The 14,704-nt window shown below is 59.6% G+C and carries 14 protein-coding genes; 13 read left to right on the plus strand and 1 reads right to left on the minus strand.

Going from position 1 to position 14,704, the window contains the following annotated elements:
* Positions 1 to 13: 13 nt before the first annotated feature.
* From nuoI to nuoN, 6 genes are all read left to right on the plus strand, one after another.
* A complete protein-coding gene (gene nuoI / locus ACJ8KE_RS01005) occupies positions 14 to 556 on the plus strand; it encodes an NADH-quinone oxidoreductase subunit NuoI (RefSeq protein ID WP_025160170.1) in 543 nt (180 codons plus the stop codon).
* 13 nt (positions 557 to 569) lie between these two features.
* A complete protein-coding gene (nuoJ, locus tag ACJ8KE_RS01010; RefSeq protein WP_004936018.1) occupies positions 570 to 1,127 on the plus strand; it encodes an NADH-quinone oxidoreductase subunit J in 558 nt (185 codons plus the stop codon).
* Complete coding sequence (gene nuoK, locus ACJ8KE_RS01015) at positions 1,124 to 1,426, plus strand: NADH-quinone oxidoreductase subunit NuoK (RefSeq protein ID WP_004936014.1); 303 nt, start codon at positions 1,124 to 1,126, stop codon at positions 1,424 to 1,426. The genes nuoJ and nuoK overlap by 4 nt, the downstream gene beginning before the upstream one ends.
* Positions 1,423 to 3,270 (plus strand): NADH-quinone oxidoreductase subunit L, encoded by a 1,848-nt coding sequence (gene nuoL / locus ACJ8KE_RS01020; protein ID WP_015378577.1) that lies wholly within the window; start codon positions 1,423 to 1,425, stop codon positions 3,268 to 3,270. Before nuoK ends, nuoL begins: the two co-directional genes overlap by 4 nt.
* Positions 3,271 to 3,365: 95 nt before the next feature.
* A complete protein-coding gene (gene nuoM / locus ACJ8KE_RS01025; protein ID WP_004936002.1) occupies positions 3,366 to 4,895 on the plus strand; it encodes an NADH-quinone oxidoreductase subunit M in 1,530 nt (509 codons plus the stop codon).
* Between the two features lie 6 nt (positions 4,896 to 4,901).
* Positions 4,902 to 6,359 (plus strand): NADH-quinone oxidoreductase subunit NuoN, encoded by a 1,458-nt coding sequence (gene nuoN / locus ACJ8KE_RS01030; protein WP_025303659.1) that lies wholly within the window; start codon positions 4,902 to 4,904, stop codon positions 6,357 to 6,359.
* 60 nt (positions 6,360 to 6,419) lie between these two features.
* On the opposite strand, the gene ACJ8KE_RS01035 is transcribed toward nuoN, so the two are convergent.
* A complete protein-coding gene (locus tag ACJ8KE_RS01035; protein ID WP_004935995.1) occupies positions 6,420 to 7,292 on the minus strand; it encodes a LysR family transcriptional regulator in 873 nt (290 codons plus the stop codon).
* Positions 7,293 to 7,639: 347 nt separating this feature from the next.
* Between ACJ8KE_RS01035 and ACJ8KE_RS01040 the strand changes: the two genes are divergently transcribed.
* From ACJ8KE_RS01040 to idnO, 7 genes are all read left to right on the plus strand, one after another.
* On the plus strand, positions 7,640 to 9,469 hold the full coding sequence (locus ACJ8KE_RS01040; RefSeq protein ID WP_028127746.1) for a thiamine pyrophosphate-binding protein: 1,830 nt from the start codon (positions 7,640 to 7,642) through the stop codon (positions 9,467 to 9,469).
* An 82-nt stretch (positions 9,470 to 9,551) separates the two neighbouring features.
* Positions 9,552 to 9,977: a cupin domain-containing protein gene (locus ACJ8KE_RS01045; RefSeq protein ID WP_016926910.1), complete on the plus strand. Its 426-nt coding sequence runs from the start codon at positions 9,552 to 9,554 to the stop codon at positions 9,975 to 9,977.
* A gap of 43 nt (positions 9,978 to 10,020) precedes the next feature.
* Positions 10,021 to 10,884: a DMT family transporter gene (locus tag ACJ8KE_RS01050; RefSeq protein ID WP_016926911.1), complete on the plus strand. Its 864-nt coding sequence runs from the start codon at positions 10,021 to 10,023 to the stop codon at positions 10,882 to 10,884.
* 19 nt (positions 10,885 to 10,903) lie between these two features.
* Positions 10,904 to 11,440, plus strand: coding sequence for a DUF2938 family protein (locus tag ACJ8KE_RS01055; RefSeq protein ID WP_282677007.1), 537 nt, complete (start codon positions 10,904 to 10,906; stop codon positions 11,438 to 11,440).
* 137 nt (positions 11,441 to 11,577) lie between these two features.
* Positions 11,578 to 12,822 (plus strand): MFS transporter, encoded by a 1,245-nt coding sequence (locus ACJ8KE_RS01060; protein ID WP_016926913.1) that lies wholly within the window; start codon positions 11,578 to 11,580, stop codon positions 12,820 to 12,822.
* A gap of 234 nt (positions 12,823 to 13,056) precedes the next feature.
* Entirely contained in the window at positions 13,057 to 13,566 is a 510-nt protein-coding gene (locus ACJ8KE_RS01065; RefSeq protein ID WP_016926914.1) for a DUF1097 domain-containing protein, read from the plus strand.
* Between the two features lie 363 nt (positions 13,567 to 13,929).
* The gene (gene idnO / locus ACJ8KE_RS01070; protein WP_016926915.1) at positions 13,930 to 14,694 is read left to right on the plus strand and encodes a gluconate 5-dehydrogenase; all 765 of its coding nucleotides are present in this window, start codon (positions 13,930 to 13,932) and stop codon (positions 14,692 to 14,694) included.
* Positions 14,695 to 14,704: the final 10 nt, after the last annotated feature.

Raw genomic sequence — 14,704 nt, forward strand, 5'->3', positions numbered from 1 at the left:
GGGTGAATAAACCATGACATTGAAAGAGTTAGTGGTTGGTTTCGGCACCCAGGTGCGCAGCATTTGGATGATTGGCATGCATGCCTTCGCCAAGCGCGAAACCCAGATGTATCCGGAAGAACCGGTTTACCTGCCGCCGCGCTACCGCGGCCGCATCGTGCTGACGCGCGATCCGGACGGCGAAGAGCGCTGCGTCGCCTGTAACCTGTGTGCGGTTGCCTGCCCGGTCGGCTGTATCTCGCTGCAAAAGGCAGAACAGAAAGACGGCCGTTGGTATCCGGAGTTCTTCCGCATCAACTTCTCGCGCTGCATCTTCTGCGGCCTGTGCGAAGAGGCTTGCCCAACTACCGCTATCCAGCTGACGCCGGATTTCGAACTGGGCGAGTACAAGCGTCAGGATCTGGTGTACGAAAAAGAGGATCTGTTGATCTCGGGGCCGGGTAAATATCCGGAATATAACTTCTACCGGATGGCCGGTATGGCGATTGACGGCAAAGCCAAAGGCGAAGCCGAAAACGAAGCCAAACCGATCGACGTCAAAGGTCTGTTGCCCTAAGGAGCCAGCAAGCATGGAAATTGCATTTTATCTGGCAGGTTTGATTGCGGTGGCCGCGACGATTCGCGTGATCACCCATACCAACCCTGTGCATGCGCTGCTGTATCTGATCGTCTCGTTATTGGCGATCTCGGCAGTCTTCTTCTCTCTCGGCGCCTACTTTGCCGCCGCGTTGGAAATCATCGTTTATGCGGGCGCCATCATGGTGCTGTTCGTGTTCGTGGTGATGATGCTTAACCTCGGCAACGTGCAGCAGCAAGAGCGCGACTGGATGAAGCCGACGGTGTGGATCGGGCCTGGCCTGCTGTCGCTGGCGCTGCTGGTGGTATTGATCGTTGCGATCCGCAGCGTATCCGATCAGGGCATCAGCGGTGAGATGGTTGACGCGAAGGCGGTGGGCATCAGCCTGTTCGGGCCTTACGTACTGGCGGTTGAGCTGGCTTCAATGCTGCTGTTGGCGGGTCTGGTTGTCGCCTTCCATATCGGCCGCGAGCACAAGCCTGGCGAGGTGCTGAGCAACGCGCCGGTGGGTGGCGAAATGGCGAGAAGAAAATCGGAGGAGCAAGCATGATCCCTCTTCAACACGGCCTGATCCTGGCGGCTATCCTGTTTGTGCTCGGTTTGACCGGGCTGCTGGTGCGCCGCAACCTGCTGTTTATGCTGATCAGCCTGGAAGTGATGATCAACGCTGCGGCGTTGGCGTTTATCGTGGCGGGAAGCTACTGGGGCCAGGCGGACGGGCAGGTGATGTACATCCTGGCGATCAGCCTGGCGGCAGCTGAGGCCAGTATCGGCCTGGCGCTGCTGCTGCAGCTCTACCGTCGTCGTCATACCCTGAATATTGATACTGTCAGTGAGATGCGCGGATGAACCTATTATATTTAACAATTCTGCTACCGCTGATCGGGTTCCTGCTGTTGGCATTTTCCCGCGGTCGTTGGTCTGAAAACACGGCGGCCACCGTCGGCGTGGGTTCTATCGGCCTGGCTGCGCTGGTCACGGTGTATGTGGCGATGGATTTCTTCGCCCAGAAAGCCGCCGGCGTGCAGCTGTTCGAGCAAAGCCTGTGGACCTGGATGGCCGTTGGCAACTTCAATATCGGCGTGACCCTGGTGCTGGACGGCCTGTCGCTGACCATGCTGTCGGTGGTCACCGGCGTCGGCTTCTTCATCCACATGTTCGCTTCCTGGTACATGCGCGGTGAAGAGGGCTATTCGCGCTTCTTCGCTTACACCAACCTGTTTATCGCCAGCATGGTGGTATTGGTGCTGGCGGACAACCTGCTGCTGATGTATCTGGGTTGGGAAGGCGTGGGCCTGTGCAGCTACCTGTTGATCGGTTTCTACTACAAAGATCCGGCCAACGGCGCGGCGGCGATGAAAGCCTTTATCGTCACCCGCGTGGGCGACGTGTTCCTGGCGTTTGCGCTGTTCATCCTCTACAACGAGCTGGGCACGCTGAACATCCGCGAGCTGATGATCCTGGCGCCGCAGAAACTGGCGGTGGGCGATACGGCCATCACCTGGGCGACCCTGATGCTGCTGGGCGGCGCGGTCGGTAAATCGGCGCAGCTGCCGTTGCAAACCTGGTTGGCGGACGCGATGGCGGGCCCAACCCCGGTTTCCGCACTGATCCACGCGGCGACCATGGTGACCGCGGGCGTCTATCTGATCGCCCGCACGCACGGCCTGTTCCTGATGGCGCCGGAAGTGCTGCACCTGGTGGGCATCGTCGGTGCGGTCACTCTGCTGCTGGCCGGCTTCGCCGCGCTGGTGCAGACCGACATCAAGCGCGTGCTCGCTTACTCCACCATGAGCCAGATCGGTTACATGTTCCTGGCGCTGGGCGTGCAGGCATGGGACGCGGCGATCTTCCACCTGATGACCCACGCGTTCTTCAAGGCGCTGCTGTTCCTGTCGTCCGGTTCGGTGATCCTGGCTTGCCACCACGAGCAAAACATCTTCAAGATGGGCGGTCTGCGCAAGAGCATCCCGCTGGTGTACGTCTGCTTCCTGGTGGGGGGCGCGGCGCTGTCCGCGTTGCCGCTGGTCACGGCCGGCTTCTTCAGTAAGGACGAGATCCTGGCGGGCGCGATGGCTAACGGCCACATCAACCTGATGGTTGCCGGCCTGGTCGGTGCGTTCATGACCTCGCTGTACACCTTCCGAATGATTTTCATCGTGTTCCATGGCGAAGAGAAAATCAAAGCGCATGCCGGTAAAGGCATCACTCACCACCTGCCGCTGCTGGTTCTGCTGGTGCTGTCCACCTTCGTCGGCGCGATGATCGTGCCGCCGTTGCAGGGCGTGCTGCCGGAGACGACCGAACTGGCGCACGGCAGCGTGCTGACGCTGGAAATCACCTCCGGCGTGGTGGCTATCGTCGGCATTCTGCTGGCGGCCGCGCTGTGGCTGGGCAAACGCAGCCTGGTCAACAGCATCGCCAACAGCGCGCCGGGTCGTTTCTTCTCGACCTGGTGGTTCCATGCCTGGGGCTTCGACTGGCTGTATGACAAAGTGTTCGTCAAGCCGTACCTGGGCATTGCGAAGCTGCTGCAGCGCGATCCGCTGAACTCGCTGATGAACCTGCCGGCCGTCTTCTCCCGCTGGGGGAACCGCGGTCTGACGGTGAGCGAGAACGGCCAGGTGCGTTGGTATATAGCGTCTATGGGTGTGGGTGCAGTGGTCGTATTGGCTCTGTTGATTTTGGTTTAATTGAATAATTTAAACAGACGCATTTTTCGGGCGTAGCGCCGGGCAGGCGCTACGTACAAAGTTTGAAATTATTCGTATAAGGGACACAAAACGCCATGCTATTACCTTGGCTAATTCTTATCCCCTTTATCGGCGGTCTGCTGTGCTGGCAGCTTGAGCGCTTCGGTACTAAGGTGCCGCGCTGGATAGCGCTGATCGCAATGGGGCTGACGTTGGCGCTCTCTCTGCAGCTGTGGATGCAGGGCGGCTATACATTGACCACGCCGAAAGGCATTCCGCAGTGGCAGAGCGAATTCCTGCTGCCGTGGATCCCGCGCTTCGGCATCTCCATCCACCTGGCGCTGGACGGTCTGTCGCTGCTGATGGTGGTGTTGACCGGTCTGCTGGGCGTGCTGGCGATCCTCTGTTCCTGGCGTGAAATCCAGAAATATCAGGGCTTCTTCCACCTCAACCTGCTGTGGATCCTGGGCGGCGTTATCGGCGTGTTCCTCGCCATCGACATGTTCCTGTTCTTCTTCTTCTGGGAAATGATGTTGGTGCCGATGTACTTCCTGATCGCGCTGTGGGGCCACAAGGCGTCGGACGGTAAAACCCGCATCACCGCGGCGACCAAGTTCTTCATCTACACCCAGGCCAGCGGTCTGGTGATGCTGATTGCGATCCTGGGCCTGGTGTTCGTGCACTACAACGCCACCGGCGTGTGGACCTTCGATTACGAAGACCTGCTGCAAACGCCGATGTCCCACAACGTGCAATATCTGCTGATGCTGGGCTTCTTCATCGCCTTCGCGGTGAAAATGCCGGTGGTGCCGCTGCACGGCTGGTTGCCGGACGCGCACAGCCAGGCGCCGACCGCAGGTTCCGTCGACCTGGCGGGCATCTTGCTGAAAACCGCGGCCTATGGCCTGTTGCGTTTCAGCCTGCCGCTGTTCCCTGAGGCTTCGCACGAGTTTGCGCCAATCGCCATGTGGCTGGGCGTGGTCGGCATCTTCTACGGCGCCTGGATGGCGTTCGCGCAGACCGACATCAAGCGTCTTATCGCCTACACCTCGGTATCGCACATGGGCTTCGTGCTGATCGCCATCTACACCGGCAGCCAGCTGGCTTACCAGGGCGCCGTGATCCAGATGATCGCGCACGGTCTGTCCGCCGCCGGTATGTTTATCATCTGCGGCCAGCTGTATGAGCGTCTGCACACCCGTGACATGCGTCAGATGGGCGGCCTGTGGGGGCGTATCAAGTTCATCCCTGCGCTGTCGCTGTTCTTCGCCGTGGCTACGCTGGGGATGCCGGGTACCGGTAACTTCGTCGGCGAATTCATGATTCTGTTCGGCAGCTACCAGGTGGTGCCGGTGATCACCGTGATCTCCACCTTCGGTCTGGTGTTCGCTTCGGTTTACTCGCTGATCATGATGCAGCGCGCTTACTACGGTGCGCCTAAGTCAGACCAGCCGCTGCAGGGCATGACCGCGCGCGAATTGTTCATCATTCTGCTGCTGGTGGTGTTGCTGGTTCTGCTGGGGGTTTACCCGCAGCCGATTCTGGATACTTCCAACGCGGCGATGAGCAACGTGCAACACTGGTTTGGTTCGTCAGTTTCAGCAATTTCAACAACAAGGCCGTAATTCGCCATGACAATAACTCCTCAACAACTGATCGCACTGCTGCCGCTGTTGATCGTCGGATTGACGGTGGTGGTTGTGATGCTAGGCATTGCGTGGCGACGCGACCACTTTATCAACGCCACCCTGACCGTGATCGGTCTCAACCTGGCGCTGCTTTCGCTGTACTTTGTCGGCCAGGCAGGCCCAATGGACGTCACCCCGCTGCTGCGGGTTGACGGCTACTCGATGTTCTACACCGGGCTGGTGCTGCTGGCGAGTCTGGCGACCTGCACCTTCGCCTATCCGTGGCTGGTCGGCTATCCGGATAACCGCGAAGAGTTCTACCTGCTGGTGCTGATCGCCGCCATGGGCGGCATCCTGCTGGCGAGCGCCAACCATCTGGCTTCGCTGTTCATCGGCATTGAGCTTATCTCGCTGCCGCTGTTCGGCCTGGTGGGCTACGCCTATCGCCAGAAGCGCCCGCTGGAAGCCGCCATCAAGTACATGCTGCTGTCCGCCGCCGCGTCGTCGTTCTTGCTGTTCGGCATGGCGCTGCTGTACGCCGAATCCGGCGATCTGTCGCTGGCCGGCCTCGGCAAGAGCCTGCAGGAAAACATGATGCACCAGCCGCTGATCCTGGCCGGCATGGGCATGATGATCGTCGGTCTGGGCTTCAAGCTGTCGCTGGTGCCGTTCCAACTGTGGACGCCGGACGTGTATCAGGGCGCGCCTGCGCCGGTTTCGACCTTCCTGGCGACCGCCAGCAAGATCGCGATCTTCGCGGTCGTGATGCGTCTGTTCCTGTATGCCCCGGCCGCCGACAACGAAGCGCTGCGCCTGGTGCTGTCGATCATCGCGTTCTGTTCTATCTTGTTCGGCAACCTGATGGCCATCAGCCAGACCAACATCAAGCGTCTGCTGGGTTACTCGTCGATCGCTCACCTGGGCTACCTGCTGGTGGCGCTGATTGCGGTGCAAACCCATCAGCTGTCGCTGGAAACCGCCGGCGTTTATCTGGCCGGTTACCTGTTCAGCAGCCTGGGCGCCTTCGGCGTGGTCAGCCTGATGTCCAGCCCATACCGCGGTCCGGATGCGGATTCGCTGTTCTCTTACCGCGGCCTGTTCTGGCATAAGCCAATCTTGTCCGCGGTGATGACGGTGATGATGCTGTCGCTGGCCGGTATTCCGATGACGCTGGGCTTTATCGGTAAGTTCTTCGTGATCGCGATGGGCGTCAGCGCACACCTGTGGTGGCTGACCGGCGCAGTCGTGGTAGGCAGCGCCATCGGCCTGTACTACTACCTGCGCGTGACCGTCAGCCTGTTCCTCAGCGCGCCGGAATCGCTGCAGCGCGACACCCCGAACAACTGGGCGTTGACCGCCGGTGGCGTCGTGGTGCTGATCTCCGCCGCGCTGGTGCTGCTGTTGGGTGTTTATCCGCAGCCGCTGATTTCGCTGGTGCAGATGGCGCAGCCGACGTTCTGATAACGCTTCAGACAGTAAAAAGGTCGCTTCGGCGGCCTTTTTTTATGGGTGAAACGGCACTCAGCCGTAATGGGCGCTAAACGACGTTTCCAGCGCCTGCACCACCGCCCGCACGCGGGCGGCGCGTTGCAAATCGGGGTGCAGCACCAGCCAGATATCCACCCAGTCTTTGTTCTCCGGGAACAGGCGCACCAGCTCCGGGTCTTTGTCCGCCAAAAAAGCGGAGAGCAGGCCGATGCCCAGCCCGCTGCGAGTGGCGGAACGCAGCAGCAGCTGCGAATTGCATTGCAGCACGACGTTGGGCTCGTGCAGAGCCTCGCCGCAGAAATTGTTCCAGTGGCGCGGCACCAGCTCGCGCGGGAACATCAGCAGATCGTGGCCGCGCAACTGCTCGCCTTTGACCGGCATGCCGCGCCGCGCCAAATAGTGCTGAGTGGCATACAGGCCCATTTCGATGGTGGCTAACCGTTTGATGATCAGCTCATCGTCATCGGGACGGGCGCCGCGGATCGCCAGATCTGCGCCGTGGTAAGAAATATCGGCGATGTTGACCGCCGTCAGCAGCGTGACGGTGATGGCCGGATAGCGTTCCCGCAGATCTTGCAGCGCCGGCATCACGAAGGCTTCGGCCAAGGTATCGGTAGTGGCGATGCGCACGTTGCCGCACAGGCTTTCGTCACCGCTGGCGGCTTTACGGTTGATCGCCTGCACCGCATTTTCCATCTTCATCACGTCCGCCAGCATTTCTTCCCCCAGCGGGCTGAGGGCGAAGGATTTCGGCGTGCGGATAAACAGCTTGGAGCCGAGCGCGTCTTCGAAAGCGGAGAGCCGTCGGCCGACGGTCGCCTGATCGACATGCAGCTGGCTGGCGGCTTTGCGTAGCGTGCCGCAGCGCGCAACGGCGAGAAAAAATCGGGCGTCGTCCCAGTTCATTGCGCACCTCCTCTGTACAGACTGGCGGGAGGGGGAAGGAAGCGGTGTGATGCGGTGTTTATTCTGGTGTGGGGACCGAAAAAAATGCTTCGTATCATCATTATTTATAATGTTTCAGGATATGTATAAATGCATCACCGTGAAGCGGTTTTGCACCTTTATTTTTGTCTGGTAATGCTTATTCTTATCGGCGCTTATGCTGCGACCCGACGCATATTTTACACCAAGGCTACCCTAATGCATAAGCAATACGAATAAGAGCCGGTTCCCGTTATTTCTGGGCGACCGCCAAGTGGGATCGACTCTGAATCAAGTTAGCTCACGATGATATGACTGGATATAAAAAAATGGAGTCTCACGCAGAGATGCTGTGCCCCCCCGTTGCGCTGGCGACGGAGGACGGAGTCAGAGTTACCGTGGCGCCAGGCGCCGAGAAGATGGAACGCAACAACGCCGATATCATTATTCAAGGCCTTGCAGCGCGCGGCATTCAACATATCTTTTTGGTCCCCGGCAAACTGGTTTACCCGTTAATCACTTCTATTGACCGTTCCGAGATTGTCGGCATCGTCGGTGCCCATGAAACCGCATGCGGATTTATGGCCGATGGCTATGCCCGCGCCAGCCGAAAGTTTGGCGTCTGCTTGGGCATTTCAGGCCCCGGCACCATGAATTTCCTGCCGGCGATGGCCGCCGCGCAAGCCGATAAGATCCCCGTGCTGTACCTGGCCGGCAGCATCGCCACCTATCACGAGGCGCAGGGCGCTTTTCAGGACGGCAGCAACAGCGGCATCGATGAGCTGACCATCGTCAAACCGTTGCTTTGCGCCGCGATAGAAACGAAAAACAACCTGACCTTGCAGCATGAGCTGCGCCGCAGCCTCTCCAGTCTGAACCCACAGCGGAAAGGGCGCGCCTATCTGAGCGTGCCGGTCGACATGCAGAAGAAAACCGCGTTCGGCGATCGTCGCGACCAGCCTGAGCGAGTGCCACAGCACCGTGAAGCGGCCGTGGATGTGCAAGCGGTGGAACAGCTGCTGCATGATTATCTGCTGCGCGGCCTCAACGTCGCCTGCCTGGTGGGCAACCGGATGAACAATCCGCAGGATGCCGCGCTGTTGTTGCGGGTAGCGGAAAAATACCGCTTGCCTGTCGCCACGACGTTGTCCGGCAAGGGCGCGTTTCCCGAAGGGCACGCCCTGGCATTAGGGGTCTACGGTTTTGCCGGGCATGCCCGCGCGGTAGAAACCCTCAACGGTGAAGGCGTCGACGTGCTGCTGGTGCTGGGCTGCGATCTCAGCCAGCGCGACAGTCTGAACTGGAACCCGAGACTGCACGGCAATAAAACGCTGGTGGCGATCGACGAAGACTTCGACAAAGTGAGCTCGCATTACCAGCCGGATCTGCAGATATTTTCCAGCCTGAGCGGTACGTTGCACTGTTTGTTGGCCGCGGTTGGCGATGAGGACGCGCGGCTTGGCGACGCGGCTCACTTGCGTGACGCCTGGTTGGAAGGGGTTCGCGCACTGCCGCTGGAACAGCCGCAGCCGACGTTGCAGGCGCGCATCGCCCAGGGCGAAAGCCGGCTGTATCCCGGCGATGCGATTAAACACATTCGCAGCCGCATGAATCCGGATACCAACGTCGTGGTCGATTCGGGCGCACACCGCATCTTCATGGCGCATCACTGGCTGGCGGCCGGGCGGGGAGATTATCACACCTCCAGCTCCCTGGCGCCGATGGGGTGGGCCATTTGCGCGGGCATCGGCATCAAGCTGGCGGCACCGCAGCGGGATTGCGTCGTGGTGACAGGCGACGGTTGCATGCTGATGCACGGCATCGAAATTCAGACCGCCGCGCGTTATGGCGTGAAGGTGGTGTTCGTGGTGATGAACAACAACGCGCACGGCGCCATGCACATCGACACGCTGCAAAATCGCGGCATTTCCGCTGACTATACCGCTTTGCCCAGCCATGACTGGAAAGCGTTTGCCAACAGCCTGGGGGTCGCCTCCGCGAAGGCGGAGACACTGGAGGATCTGGACGAAGCCCTCGACGCCGCGGCGAAACATCCGGGGCCGTACCTCATCGAAGTGATGGTGGGCAACTTTGCGGCGCCTAACCGCTATTACGCCGAGAGCATCGCGGAATACGAGCAGCGCATCAAAGGACTGTAGCACAACGCTGTTTTTTCAACTCGCCAGGTTCACCGCGCGCGGCGCCTGGCATTTTTACTCGCGGCAGTCATGGAGCGATCAGATGGTTAAGTGGAGCATTTTGGCATTGTTGGCAGTATTTCAGGGGCCGGTTCAGGCTGCCGAGGGGCATGGCGAAGGCATCGTCAAAACGACGTTGCTCAAGACCGACAGCGCGTGGGAGGGCTCGGCATATCGTCAGTATCCCGCCGGCGCACCGCAGATCACCATGCTGAAGGTGACGGTAGAGCCGAACAAGGTACTGGCCTGGCATACGCATCCTTGCATCAGCGCAGTGTACATGAGCGGCGGCAGCGTTTCGCTCACCGTCAGGACAACCGGTGAACGCCGCACGTTCCGGCAGGGGGATTCGTTTACCGATACCGTGGATATCGTGCACCAAGGCGTTTCCGGCGAGCAAGGCGCCGAAATGCTGGTGTTCTTCGCTTGCGCGGACGATAAACCGTTGACGGTGAAAGCCGCCGGGTAGTGTTGATACGGCCCAGACCAAAGGCCGTTAATAAGAGAAGATCATGGTAGCTTTGTGGATGGTCGTCGCCAGCGGATTCTTTGCGCTGATGGGTGCTTGCATCAAGTTGGCGTCGACGACGGTCGGATTTTTCGACATCATTTTTTATCGTTCTCTCATCAATGTGCTGATCGTCGCGGCGCTGATCAAGATCCAGCGCCTCGGTTTTCGCACCCGTCATCTCGGATTGCATATGAAGCGGGCGGCGATAGGCAATGCGGCGATGTACTGCGGTTTTTATTCGCTGATACATCTGCCGATCGCCACCGCCACCACGTTGGGTTATACCAATCCCCTCTTTCAGTCGGCGATCGCGTTTATCACGACCCGAGGGCAACTGACCGGTCGGCTGTTGTTTTCCGTGCTGTTGGGCTTTGCCGGCATTTTGGTATTGCTGCGCCCCGACGCCCCCAACGGGGAGTACGTTGCCACGCTGGTCGGGCTGGCGGCCGGTCTGTTGACCGCGCTGGCTTACTTTAACGTCGGCAAGCTGGTGCGGCGCGGAGAGCCGGAACTGCGCGTGGTGTTCTATTTCTCGCTGGTGGGAACGCTGGTTGGCGGCCTGATGACTGCGTTACTGGGCTTTTCCTTGCTGGACGGCGCAATGCTGCTGTGCGTCTGCGCCATCGGCGTCTTCGGCAGCCTGGGGCAGATCGCCATGACTCGCGCCTACGGGGGCGGCAATGCGGTGATTGTCAGCATTCTCTCTTACAGCACCATTATTTTCTCTACGCTGCTTGGCTATCTGATATTTGGCGAACAGCAGTCTTATATCGCCGCCGCCGGTATGGCGCTGATCGTGTTGTCCGGCGCGTTGGCGGTGCGCAAGCGTGCTTCGGCCAAGTCCGAGCAGGCGGCGGTGGCATAACGTGATAAGGAACGAAACAATGAACATGCGTCCGGTTGGCGGCATGGCGATGGCGGTCTTGTTTGGCATGGTGGCGACGTTGGTGATGGATGGGGTGAACAGTGTCGCCTCCAGCGTCGGTCTCATCGGCAAGCTCAACCTGGCCTTCATCGGCAAACTGATGAATCAATGGCTGCAGGGGCAATTTTGGTTTTTGCGGCCTGGCGACATTCCCGATGTGCCAGAGGCTCTGATGATAGGCTACGGCGCGCACTATTTTGCCGGCATTAGCCTGGCGATCCCGTTCTATTGCCTGATCTGCCCGCGCATTAAGTCCGGGGGCGGCCTGTTCGTCGGGGCGCTGACGTATGGCCTGGCCTGCTCGCTGATCTCGCTGTGCTTCATTTATCCCTCGGTGGGGTTGGGGCTTTGGGGAATGGCCGGTAAAAATCCGGCTTTGCTGATCGCCAGCCTGGCCAACCATGCAGTGTATGGCGTGGCATTGGGCGGTTGCGCCATCGCCTGGCGGCGTCGCATGCTGCAGAAATGCATGCCTGGCGCTGCGATGCTGCATTAATGAATCACGATGATGCATTCTTGGCTATTTTGGGCGTGATAGCCCAACGCTATGATAAGCGCGCTTCCTGAAGCCGCGTGGCCTACGGGAAGGCGCATTTATTTAGGGCGAATGCCTGATCGATTCGGGAGTTGAACATGTCAGAAAGTATCGCCGTTGAAGAAACGGCTAAAGCGAAGGCGGGTACATCGCATTTCGCTATCTTGCTGTTTCTGGCGTTGGCATTGATGTCAGCGCTGTTGAACAGCAGCGCGCCGACGCCGCTTTATCCGCTTTATCAACATGAGCTGGCGTTGAGCTCGGTCAGCCTGACGATCATCTACGGCGCTTATGCCGCCGGCGTGCTGATTTCGCTGTTCGGCGTAGGCAATATGGCGGGGAAAGTAAAAGACCTGCGCAGCATGATCGTGCCGGCGCTGTTGGTGGTGTTGCTTGGCGCGCTGCTGTTTTCGGTGGCGTCATCGTTCTTCATGATGTTTATGGCACGGCTGCTGGCCGGCGTCGGCACCGGCGCCCTGACCGGTGCGGCGAATATCGCGTTGGTGCGTTTCGGGCCGCAGGACGGCGGAAAAAATGCGGCGTTGATCGCGACGCTGTCCTTTACCACCGGATTGGCCCTGGGCCCGATCTTTAGCGGCGTCGCCCTGCAAACCGGTTTTCATACCACGTCATTGCCGTTCATCATCATCATGGCCATCGCCGCCGTCGCCGCACTGGGCGTGATGCTGCGTTGGCCGCGAGAGGCGGTGGCGGCGCAGGCCGATAGCGCAGCGGCGGATAACGCGCCGGTGGCGAAGAGCTCTCTGGCGGATGGCCTGCGCGCGACCGGCGGCAAATTCTTCCTGTGCGCCGGGGCATTGTTCATTTGTTGGGCGGTTGCCGCCAGCATTCTGGCGATAGGGCCGAGCGTCGCCGAAAAGCTGTTGGATATGCAGAGCCGTGGCGTCTTTGGCTATGTGGTCGCCGTCTATCTGGTGATTGCCGGCATCAGCCAGATTTTGAGTCGTCGCATCAACGCCCGCCATTCGCTGTTGTTCGGTTGCCTGGCTCAGGCTTTGTCGGTCGGGGTGTTCGCCGTGGCGATTCAGATCCATTCGCTGGCGCTGGCCGCCGCAGGCATGGTGATCGCCGGTTACGCCTATGGCGCGATCTTCGTCGGCAGCGCCACGCTGGTGAATCTGATTTCACCGAAAGCCAGCCATGCGCGTTTGATCTCCCTGTTCTACGTGATCGCTTATATTGCTAACTGGGTGCCGATCCTGTTGGGCGTTGTGATCGACCACGCCGATTTGCATTTGGCGACCCACTTGTTATTCCTGAGCAGCGCCGTGATTTGTTTGACGTTGAGCGTCATGGTAACGCGTGCGGGCTTCCCACGCTGAAACCGGCGTTCGGGAGGGAGGCGACAGGCGTCGCATGTAGGCATTTCATTTGAGATCGTGATTTCCCTGGTGTTGTGTTATTCCAGCGTGCTCGTCACGCTGGCTTTTTTTGTGATACACATTGATTTTTTGATATTTACATTTCCTTATTTGCATTTTTTTCGTGATTTTAGTCACGAAAAAATCACTCGCTTCGGTTAAACTGCGCGCTTTATTTTTGCCGCGGGTCACTTTATGAACGTTCTTTTCGCCATTGCCGTTACTACCGGGATCCTCTCCGGCGTTTGGGGCTGGGTTGCCGTCAGCCTGGGGCTGATCGGTTGGGCCGGTTTTCTGGGCTGCACGGCGTATTTCGCCTGCCCGCAGGGCGGGCTGAAAGGGCTGTTGATTAGCGCGTTGACCTGCTGCAGCGGCGTCTTCTGGGCAATGGCGATCATCCGCGGCAGCGAACTGGCCCCGCAGTGGAATCTGCTGGGGTATCTGCTGACCGGCGTCGTGGCGTTCCTGATGTGCATTCAGGCCAAACAGCAGTGGTTGGGGTTCGTGCCCGGCACCTTTATCGGTGCCTGCGCGACCTTCGCCGGCGGCGGCGATTGGCCGCTGGTGACGCTTTCCCTGCTGGTGGGGCTGCTATTCGGCTATGCGATGAAAAACAGCGGTCTGTGGTGGGCGGCGCGCAGCGAAAAAGCCCGCGCTACGCCGCCGGTTGGCCCGAATGTCGGCTCAAACGGTGCCGCCGAGTGAGAGACGGCAGTTCACCACCAGCGTTTGGTCACCCGGCGTTTGGGTTACGCCGGCCCATTGTGTGATGTCCTGTCGCGTAACGCGGAGGTGTTTCATTCGGTGGCCTTCACGGGCGGCGCGGCAAGGGGGATAGCGGTATTTTAACCCATCGATTTGGCGATAACAATGAATGCACTTCTATTGGAAATAGCCATTTTTCAATCGGATAGATGATCTTTCCCCTCTTGCTGCCTGCGTGAGATCACGTTAAAGGTAACAGGGTTTCGTAACATGATTTTCAGTGATTTCCATCACGTTTTTACCGGTAACAATCGGCTGAGATAGAGGCCTGTCCGATTGGAGGCCTGATGGCCGGGAATCACCATGAACAATCTGTTTTCACTGGATAACAAGACCGTCTTGATCACCGGCGCCTCGCGCGGCATCGGTTTTCTGCTGGCACGCGGCCTGGCGCAACAAGGCGCGCATATTCTGATCAACGCCACCACCGAAGAACATGCCCGGCACGCCGCCGATCGTTTGCGCGAAGAGGGGCTGCGCGCCGAGGCGGCGGCGTTCGACGTCACCGACTCTCAGGCGGTGCATGCCGCCATCGACCGTATCGAAGCGGACATCGGCGCGATAGACGTTTTGATCAACAACGCCGGCATCCAGCGCCGCCACCCGTTCACCGAGTTTCCGGAGCAAGACTGGGACGATATCATCGCCGTCAACCAGAAGGCGGTCTTCATCGTGTCACAGACCGTGGCGCGTTACATGGTGCCGCGCCGGCGCGGCAAGATAGTCAACATCGGCTCGATGCAAAGTGAGCTGGGCCGCGACACCATCACCCCTTATGCGGCGTCCAAAGGGGCGGTGAAAATGCTCACGCGCGGCATGTGCGTGGAGCTGGCGCGCTACAATATTCAGGTCAACGGCATCGCCCCCGGCTACTTCAAAACCGAGATGACGCAGGCGCTGGCCGACGATCCGGCCTTCACCGCCTGGCTGACCCAACGCACGCCCGCCGCGCGCTGGGGCGATCCGCAGGAGCTGATCGGTGCGGCGGTGTTCCTGGCCGCCGACGCCTCCGCCTTCGTCAACGGGCAACTGCTGTTTGTCGATGGCGGCATGTCGGCGGCGGTGTAACCTTTTTCCG

This window comes from Serratia sp. CY56464 (genome assembly GCF_052168435.1).
In the GTDB taxonomy this organism is placed as follows: Bacteria; Pseudomonadota; Gammaproteobacteria; order Enterobacterales; family Enterobacteriaceae; genus Serratia; species Serratia marcescens.

Bases quoted from the DNA above. Each gene is read 5' to 3' on its own strand.
- nuoI (WP_025160170.1), top strand. From the start codon at position 14: ATGACATTGAAAGAGTTAGTGGTTGGTTTCGGCACCCAGGTGCGCAGC.
- nuoJ (WP_004936018.1), top strand. From the start codon at position 570: ATGGAAATTGCATTTTATCTGGCAGGTTTGATTGCGGTGGCCGCGACG.
- nuoK (WP_004936014.1), top strand. From the start codon at position 1,124: ATGATCCCTCTTCAACACGGCCTGATCCTGGCGGCTATCCTGTTTGTG.
- nuoL (WP_015378577.1), top strand. From the start codon at position 1,423: ATGAACCTATTATATTTAACAATTCTGCTACCGCTGATCGGGTTCCTG.
- nuoM (WP_004936002.1), top strand. From the start codon at position 3,366: ATGCTATTACCTTGGCTAATTCTTATCCCCTTTATCGGCGGTCTGCTG.
- nuoN (WP_025303659.1), top strand. From the start codon at position 4,902: ATGACAATAACTCCTCAACAACTGATCGCACTGCTGCCGCTGTTGATC.
- ACJ8KE_RS01035 (WP_004935995.1), bottom strand. From the start codon at position 7,292: ATGAACTGGGACGACGCCCGATTTTTTCTCGCCGTTGCGCGCTGCGGC.
- ACJ8KE_RS01040 (WP_028127746.1), top strand. From the start codon at position 7,640: ATGGAGTCTCACGCAGAGATGCTGTGCCCCCCCGTTGCGCTGGCGACG.
- ACJ8KE_RS01045 (WP_016926910.1), top strand. From the start codon at position 9,552: ATGGTTAAGTGGAGCATTTTGGCATTGTTGGCAGTATTTCAGGGGCCG.
- ACJ8KE_RS01050 (WP_016926911.1), top strand. From the start codon at position 10,021: ATGGTAGCTTTGTGGATGGTCGTCGCCAGCGGATTCTTTGCGCTGATG.
- ACJ8KE_RS01055 (WP_282677007.1), top strand. From the start codon at position 10,904: ATGAACATGCGTCCGGTTGGCGGCATGGCGATGGCGGTCTTGTTTGGC.
- ACJ8KE_RS01060 (WP_016926913.1), top strand. From the start codon at position 11,578: ATGTCAGAAAGTATCGCCGTTGAAGAAACGGCTAAAGCGAAGGCGGGT.
- ACJ8KE_RS01065 (WP_016926914.1), top strand. From the start codon at position 13,057: ATGAACGTTCTTTTCGCCATTGCCGTTACTACCGGGATCCTCTCCGGC.
- idnO (WP_016926915.1), top strand. From the start codon at position 13,930: ATGAACAATCTGTTTTCACTGGATAACAAGACCGTCTTGATCACCGGC.